The organism is Streptomyces sp. NPDC029044 (assembly GCF_040637495.1).
In the GTDB taxonomy this organism is placed as follows: domain Bacteria; phylum Actinomycetota; class Actinomycetes; order Streptomycetales; family Streptomycetaceae; genus Streptomyces.
The window spans coordinates 21,731-29,567 of sequence record NZ_JBEZWN010000081.1 but is presented as its reverse complement, the minus strand read 5'-3'; the positions used below and the strand labels follow the sequence as shown (position 1 = coordinate 29,567).

Sequence of the window (7,837 nt, the reverse complement as noted above, 5' to 3'; positions counted from 1 at the left end):
GCCGGTGTGGGCGGGGCGTGTGCTGCGGCGGCTCCTGGCCGCTGGGGCCTTCTCGGCAGGTCAATGGCGTTCCGGCGGGGTTCACCCGGGGCGGCGGCGGGTGTGCCGGCGGTCACCGGGACCACGGTCGCGGCGGCTTCCGCGGCTTCCGCGGCGTCCGGGGCACCGGCGGGTGCGGAGGCACGGCGCACGGCGCGACGCCGCTTGGGCCGGGCGGGTGCGGCAGCCTCGTCGCTCTCGACGGCCTCGGGTGCCTGCTCCGCCTCGGCAACGGTCTCTTCGGCCTCGTCGGCCGCTACGACGTCAGCCGCGAGGTCCTCGGCCTCGGCGGCCGGTATGGCCGGCGCGACGGTCTCGACCGGCGCGTCGGAGGAGGCACCGGTGGGGGGACCCGCCGGGCGGGACGCGGCACGCCGCCGCCGGCGGGGCGGCAGGGTGTCGCTGGGAGTGTTCTGTTCGGAACCCTCTGTGGGTTCGGTCGGTTCGAGCATGCGGGCTTATCTCCCGTCAGGCTCCCGGGCGCCGCGCCTGGTCCGGCGATGCCGGTGACGTCCGCGGCGCGCGCTGTGCGCGTTCGCCGCCGTCCGGGGCGCGGGCGCCGCACGGGAGCTCTCTGTGTCCTGTCTCGCCGGTTCCGTACGCCGAATGCGTACGGCCTGGCGAAAGTCTTCTGGTCGGTGCGCTGCCCGACCCAGGTGGCTCCCGAGTCCGAGGGCGGCGCTACGACGTCCGTCCCTACGCGGGACCTTCCTTACGCCGGCGCCGTCGCGGCGGCAGTCGGTTCGGCCGTTGTGGGGGCCTCGACTGCCTCGCGGTCGGGCGCGAGCGGGTCGGTCACCGTGCCGGTCTCTTCATCGAACAGCCCCTGCGCCAGCCTGGTCACCGCTGCGGGGACCGGCGGCGCCAGGTCGGCCACGGCGCGGAGACCGGACAGGACGTCGTCGGGTCGTACGGCAGGCGTCACGTGCCGAACAACCAGCCGCAGTATCGCACAGGGCTGGTCGGTCGGCCTATCAGCCTGCGAACTGTGCGTTTCCGAGAGCTCGCGGACCTCCAGGCTCGCAACCGCGGAACGGGCGTCGAACGTACGGACGCCGTTCTTGGCGAGGCGCTGGACCTCGACGGTCTCGGCCGCGTTGAAGGCGTCCGCCGCTCGGCGGGCCTCCTCCGGCGGCACTCCGTCCAGCCGGAGCTCCCAGACGGAAGCCGTCAGCCGGTCGGCGAGCCCCGAGGTGCGGGCCTCGACCGCCTCGGTGATGTCGAGCCCGGTGGGCAGCGACTCGTCGAGGAGGGCCCTGAGCTGCTCCGGGTCGCGGTGCGCGGTGAGGGCGATCTCCAGGTATTCCGCCTCACTGCCCGTGCCGGTGGGTGCGGCATTGGCGTACGACACCTTCGGGTGCGGTGTGAAGCCTGCCGAGTAGGCCATCGGCACCTCGGCACGGCGCAACGCACGCTCGAAGGCGCGCTGGAAGTCACGGTGGCTGGTGAACCGGAGGCGGCCGCGCTTGGTGTAGCGCAGTCGGATGCGCTGCACCGCGGGTGCGGGCGGCGGGCCTTCGGGCTGTCGCTTGCCCAGTGTCGTTCAGTCCTTCGTGAGAGCGGTCGTACTGCTACCAAGAGTACGTGGCTCGCGCCCCGAAGGTTCCCTCCGGTCGACCGGCTGCGGCTGCCGCGGCTCACCGAAAAGCATCCGCCGGAAGTCGGCGCGGGCCTGGCGCACGGAATCGCGGGCGGCGGCCAGCGCCTGCCGGGTGCCCCGCCGCACGCTGCGAGCAGCCTCGGCGGCGGGCCGCAGGACGGTGTCCCGTACGACGTGCCCGACGGGCGTCAGCACGCTGCGGTACACCCACCGCACCGGTTCGACGAAGATCCACCGCAAGAGGGTGCCGAGCAGGCGCCCGACGGCGAGCGAGATGTGCCCGGCGACGCGCCAGGCGTGGCCGAGGGCGTCCCACACCTCCCGTCCGACGACGGCGAGGACGCGTCCGGCCGGCGTGAGGATCCAGCGCCACAGGGCGAGCGCGGGCAGGACGAACAGGATGCGGGCGATCCAGTACAGGGCCGTGCCGATACCGGTGACGATCACGCTCACCAGCCACACGAGCCCCTTGCAGCACCAGGCGACCGCGCGGCCGACGGGTGCGAGCAACCAGGTGTACAGCCAGAGCGCGGGTACGACGACGAGATACCGCGCGAGCCACGCGAAGGCGGTCCAGACGCCGATGCCGAGCGCGGCGAGCCCGGCGCCGGTCCCCTTGAGAACCCACATCACCGCGTGCCCCACGGGCGTGAGCAGCCAGGCGTACACCCAGCCGAGCGCGGCTCCCACACCCCTGGCGATCCAGCCGGCCCCGGCGCCGACACCCCGGGCGGCCCAGGCGATCGCATGCCCCACGGGGGTCAGCACGTACCGGTAGAGCCAGACCAGGGGCACGACGACGAGGACGTTGCCGAGCCATCCGAGGGCCTTGCCCAGCGGGACGACGACGTAGCGCCACAGCCCCACGAACGGCCAGACGAACACCGCCCGCCCGAGCCACAGCAGCGCGCGGCCGAGCGGCCGGAGCAGGGTGTCGTTCAGGAACCGTCCGGCCACGACGAGCGCGTCCCACAGCATCCGCACGGGGACGACGAGGACGAGCACGATGATCCGCACGGGAATCCGGATCGCCACGGCGAGACACCCCTCCGGCGCCTCGGGCTCACGCCGGACGGCCGGCCCGGGCGGCCGCTCGCGCGGATCGACCCGCGTCTCGGAACCCTCGCGGGGTCGCTTCTCCAGATCCATACCGTCGTAGACGCCTTCAGCGCCCCGTCCGGATCCAGCACCGCACAGTTCCGCCCCGTTCTCCCGCAGTTCCCCCACTCAGCCGCAAGATCATACGGCGGGCCGGGCGGGTGCTGCTGTGCTCCATCAGGCCACCGTCGAGCCGGCCGTCGAGCCGGACGCGGGACCGACCGCCTCCTCCGCCTCCTCCGCCTCCCAGCGCAGCAGATCCCCCGGCTGGCACTCCAGCACCTCGCACAGTGCGGCGAGGGTCGAGAAGCGGACCGCCTTGGCCCGGCCGTTCTTGAGGACCGCCAGGTTGGCGGGGGTGATGCCGACGCGTTCGGCCAGTTCACCCACGGACATCTTGCGTTTGGCCAGCATCACGTCGATGTCGACGGCGATGGGCATCAGATGACCTCTTCCAGCTCGGCCCGCATCCGGGCCGCCTCGATGTCGCGTGCGACGGCCTGCGCGAGCAGCATCCGCAGCACGAGCACGATCAGCGCGACGCCCAGCACCGCCACGACCACCCCGCACAGCAGCAGGACCACCCCGGGAGCCACGGCCTCGCCCGGCGCGAGCACGACCGCGAGCGCGAAGACCAGCAGGGCGGCCGCCACGAACGCGCCGATCACGATGTGCACGTAGCGGAAGGCGGCGGTGGAGAACACCGTCCCGCGACGCACCATCGTCACCAGCCGCCACACACAGACCACGACGACCTGAGCCGTCACGATACCCAGGACCGTGATCACCAGGATCGGAGTGCGCAGATACGCGTACTCGGGCCTGAGCCCGTTCATGTCGACGGCCAGCAGCGGCACCATCACCCCCTGCACGAACAGCGACCCCGCGAGCAGCACCACGAGCACCCCGCGCAATCCCGCCACGGCCAGCTTCCCCATCACCACTCCTTCGATCGAACCACGATGGAAATCTATCGAAACTCGATAGGAGACGCAAGGCGGCCCCTAGGCGTAGGCGAACACGGCAAGCGGCTGCCGACCGGGGTGTGCGACTCGTGACACCGTGGCAGGAGAGATGCATGCCCGGCACTCGGACCGAGGAGGACGACAGTGGACTGGCGCGTGTTCGCACGGGAGATGGCCTCCATGGCGCGTGATCTGCTCGCCCAGGACTCGGTCGGCGCCACGCTCGAGCACATCAGCAGAGCAGCCACGGAACGCGTGCCGGGGTGCGATGCGGCCGGCATCCTCCTCCTCCACGGCAAGAGCGTGGAGACCCTGGCGCCCACCCATGACCTGGTCGTCGAGAGCGACCGCTTGCAGGAGCGTCTCGCGGAGGGCCCCTGCTTCGACGCGGCCCGCACCAGCACCGGTCAGCGCGTGTTCCGCATCGCCGACTTCACCGCCGAGCAGCACCGCTGGCCCGCCTACGCCGCACAGGCACGCGCCCTGGGCGTGGGCAGCATGATGGGTTTCCTGCTCTACACCGAGGACGAGGATCTCGGCGCGCTCGACCTCTACTCGCACCGGCCGGGCGCCTTCACGGACGACAGCGAGACCGCGGGATGGCTGCTGGCCTCGCACGCCGCGATCGCCTTCTCCAGCGCGCGCAGCCACGCCCAGATGGAGCAGGCCATGGCCACGCGCCACGTCATCGGCGAGGCCATGGGCATCCTCATGGGCAGCCACCGCCTCTCCGAGGAGCAGGCCTTCGACGTGCTGCGCCGCTACTCCCAGGAGAAGAACATCAAGCTGCGCGAGGTCGCCCGGCGGGTCTGCGAAGAGGGACGCCTGACCTGACGGCTCCCCCAGCACACATTCTGAACTGGGGGAACCTGACCGGGTCGGCCCCCCGGGGGAGCGTCGCCAACCGGGCCTGCTGAGCGGGTCCCCCGCAGAACGGGGCTCTCACCTCCCGACGTCACCTCCGTCAACGCGCTGCCGCCACGGCACAGGGACGTCACGGCGGCCGACGCGACTGAGCCCCCTCCGGGCCGGAGGGGGCTCAGTGATCACCTGCTTCGGGCCCCCGTTGCCGGGGGCAGTGCGCAACTCACCTCAGTGCGAGTGACCGCTCGGCGCCGGCGCCGCGTTCTTGACCGTCAGGGGCAGCAGCTTCTTGCCCGTCGGGCCGATCTGGATGCTGGTGTCCATCTGCGGCGCCGTGCCTACGGAAAACCTTTCGAGCCAGTCCGACTCGCACGGGTCTTCGACGGGCTCAACGCCCTGCTCAGTAGCTGACAGTGCGGTTGAAGCTGGTGATGTTGAGTTTGATGCCCTCTACGGTCTTGAGCGTCGTGGGGAACTCACCCTCGGCGGTCTGGCCAGGTTGCACGTCGGTCTCCACTTGCGAGCCGTTCGCCACGCGAGTGCCGTCGGCGTCGACCGCCTCCCACTCCCATGAGTAGTTGGACTTCTCGCTGCTGCTGTTCTTGATCGTCCAAACCAGCCAGATATTGGTGATACCGGCTTCCGAGCGGTCCTCCAGCTCGAAACTGGTGAGGTCGGCCCGTTCATCCTGGGGTGCCCGCGTCTGCTCCTGCGCCGTCTTCGTGGTGGGGGTCCGTGTGGGCGCAGGAGCCGTGCTCTCATCGTCATCGCCCAGCGCGACCACCAGCACGACAATGAGGATGACGATCACGGCCGCCAAGGCGCCGACACACCCCCAAAGACAGCCACGGCTCCGCTGCTTCTTCTGCGGCGGCCCCGGCGGAGATGTCCACTGCCCGGAAGGGGGAGAACCATCGCCCGGACTTCCCCACCGAGGCCCGCTAGCAGGCGGCCCACTTGCTGCCATGTCGCCTCCTCCGTAGCGGATACCGCCACGCTAGGAAGCTGTGAGCCACCCCGCGAACGGAGCGCAGCCACTCAGGCGACAGCCGTCGGTCCAGCCCTCCGCGGAGCAATGGCGCTCAGACCCACTCCACCTCGGACTGAATCCCGGAAGAGCCTCCAGGAAGCGGCAGAGGCGTTCTCGGGGTGTCCCGAGCGAGCCCCTGCCGCCTGCCCGCAGCGCCGAGCGCCCTCAGCACCGCCGTCCTGTCGTCCTCGCCGATGTCCGACAAGGCGTCGACGGTGCGCCGCAACGCGTCGCTCACCTCAGTGCGAGTGCCCGCTAGGCGCCGGCGCGGCATTCTTGACCGTCAGAGGCAGCAGCTTCTTCCCGGTCGGGCCGATCTGGATGCTGGTGTCCATCTGCGGACACACCCCGCAGTCGAAGCACGGCGTCCAGCGGCAGTCGTCGACCTCGGTCTCGTCGAGGGCGTCCTGCCAGTCCTCCCAGAGCCAGTCCTTGTCCAGGCCGGAGTCGAGGTGGTCCCAGGGGAGGACCTCCTCGTAGGTGCGCTCGCGGGTGGTGTACCAGTCGACGTCGACGCCGAAGGGGGCCAGCGCCTTGTCGGCGCAGCTCATCCAGCGGTCGTAGGAGAAGTGCTCGCGCCAGCCGTCGAAGCGGCCGCCGTCGTCGTAGACCGCGCGGATGACCGCGCCGATGCGGCGGTCGCCCCGGGACAGCAGGCCCTCGACGATGCCGGGCTTGCCGTCGTGGTAGCGGAAGCCGATCGAGCGGCCGTACTTCTTGTCGCCGCGGATCTTGTCCCGCAGCTTCTGGAGCCGGGCGTCCGTCTCCTCGGCGGAGAGCTGCGGGGCCCACTGGAAGGGCGTGTGCGGCTTGGGGACGAAGCCGCCGATCGAGACCGTGCAGCGGATGTCGTTGGAGCGGGAGACCTCGCGGCCCTTGGCGATGACCTTCGTCGCCATGTCGGCGATCTGGAGGACGTCGTCGTCGGTCTCCGTCGGCAGGCCGCACATGAAGTACAGCTTCACCTGGCGCCAGCCGTTGCCGTACGCCGTCGCGACCGTGCGGATCAGGTCGTCCTCGGAGACCATCTTGTTGATGACCTTGCGGATGCGTTCCGAGCCGCCCTCGGGGGCGAAGGTGAGGCCCGAACGGCGGCCGTTGCGCGTCAGCTCGTTCGCCAGGTCGATGTTGAAGGCGTCCACGCGGGTGGAAGGGAGCGACAGGCCGATCTTGTCGTCCTCGTAGCGGTCGGCGAGGCCCTTGGCGATGTCGCCGATCTCCGTGTGGTCGGCGGAGGAGAGGGACAGCAGGCCGACCTCCTCGAAGCCGGTGGCCTTCAGGCCCTGCTCGACCATGTCGCCGATGCCCGTGATGGAGCGCTCGCGCACCGGGCGGGTGATCATGCCGGCCTGGCAGAAGCGGCAGCCGCGGGTGCAGCCGCGGAAGATCTCCACCGACATGCGCTCGTGGACCGTCTCGGCCAGCGGGACCAGGGGCTGCTTGGGGTAGGGCCACTCGTCGAGGTCCATGACGGTGTGCTTGGACACGCGCCACGGGACTCCGCTGCGCTTCGGCACGACGCGGGCGATACGACCGTCCGGCAGGTACTCGACGTCGTAGAAGCCCGGGACGTACACCCCGCCCGTCCTCGCCAGGCGGAAGAGGAGCTCCTCGCGGCCGCCCGGGCGGCCCTCGGCCTTCCAGGCTCGGACGATCGCGGTGATCTCCAGGACCGCCTGCTCGCCGTCGCCGATCACCGCACAGTCGATGAAGTCGGCGATGGGCTCGGGGTTGAACGCCGCGTGCCCGCCGGCCAGCACGATCGGGTCGTCGACGGTCCGGTCCTTGGCTTCCAGCGGGATGCCGGCCAGGTCGAGGGCGGCCAGCATGTTCGTGTAGCCCAGCTCCGTGGAGAAGGACAGGCCGAACACGTCGAAGGCCTTCACCGGCCGGTGGCTGTCGACGGTGAACTGCGGGACGTGGTGCTCCCGCATGAGCTCCTCCAGGTCCGGCCACACGCTGTACGTGCGCTCGGCGAGGACGCCCTGCTGCTCGTTGAGCACCTCGTAGAGGATCATGACGCCCTGGTTGGGCAGACCGACCTCGTAGGCGTCCGGGTACATGAGCGCCCAGCGGACGTCACAGGAGTCCCAGTCCTTGACCGTGGAGTTGAGCTCTCCGCCGACGTACTGGATCGGCTTCTGCACATGCGGGAGCAGAGCTTCGAGCTGCGGGAAGACCGACGCAGCGACTTCGGCAGGCATGTCGCGCACCTTCGTGAGCTGGACTGAACTGACAGGG

Annotated in this window: 7 protein-coding genes and 1 pseudogene; 1 reads left to right on the top strand and 7 read right to left on the bottom strand. The window is 70.7% G+C overall.

Annotated features, from left to right (window positions below):
* The 5 genes and pseudogenes from AB0E85_RS35760 to AB0E85_RS35740 all read right to left on the bottom strand — a co-directional run.
* Positions 1-491: pseudogene (locus AB0E85_RS35760) on the bottom strand (ribonuclease E/G); the annotation flags it as partial.
* Between the two features lie 260 nt (positions 492-751).
* Positions 752-1,534, bottom strand: coding sequence for a TIGR03936 family radical SAM-associated protein (locus AB0E85_RS35755; protein WP_361936425.1), 783 nt, complete (start codon positions 1,532-1,534; stop codon positions 752-754).
* Between the two features lie 48 nt (positions 1,535-1,582).
* Positions 1,583-2,788, bottom strand: a complete 1,206-nt coding sequence (locus tag AB0E85_RS35750) for a hypothetical protein (RefSeq protein ID WP_361936422.1) — start codon at positions 2,786-2,788, stop codon at positions 1,583-1,585.
* A 126-nt stretch (positions 2,789-2,914) separates the two neighbouring features.
* Positions 2,915-3,178, bottom strand: a complete 264-nt coding sequence (locus AB0E85_RS35745; protein WP_361936419.1) for a helix-turn-helix transcriptional regulator — start codon at positions 3,176-3,178, stop codon at positions 2,915-2,917.
* Positions 3,178-3,675 (bottom strand): DUF2975 domain-containing protein, encoded by a 498-nt coding sequence (locus tag AB0E85_RS35740; protein WP_361936416.1) that lies wholly within the window; start codon positions 3,673-3,675, stop codon positions 3,178-3,180. Before AB0E85_RS35740 ends, AB0E85_RS35745 begins: the two co-directional genes overlap by 1 nt.
* A 171-nt stretch (positions 3,676-3,846) precedes the next feature.
* Here AB0E85_RS35740 and AB0E85_RS35735 point away from each other — a divergent pair, with 171 nt between their 5' ends.
* Complete coding sequence (locus AB0E85_RS35735) at positions 3,847-4,536, top strand: GAF and ANTAR domain-containing protein (protein ID WP_361936413.1); 690 nt, start codon at positions 3,847-3,849, stop codon at positions 4,534-4,536.
* Positions 4,537-4,966: 430 nt separating this feature from the next.
* On the opposite strand, the gene AB0E85_RS35730 is transcribed toward AB0E85_RS35735, so the two are convergent.
* Both AB0E85_RS35730 and AB0E85_RS35725 read right to left on the bottom strand, forming a co-directional pair.
* On the bottom strand, positions 4,967-5,377 hold the full coding sequence (locus AB0E85_RS35730; RefSeq protein WP_248500506.1) for a hypothetical protein: 411 nt from the start codon (positions 5,375-5,377) through the stop codon (positions 4,967-4,969).
* Between the two features lie 458 nt (positions 5,378-5,835).
* Positions 5,836-7,800: a TIGR03960 family B12-binding radical SAM protein gene (locus AB0E85_RS35725; RefSeq protein WP_361936408.1), complete on the bottom strand. Its 1,965-nt coding sequence runs from the start codon at positions 7,798-7,800 to the stop codon at positions 5,836-5,838.
* Positions 7,801-7,837 lie beyond the last annotated feature (37 nt).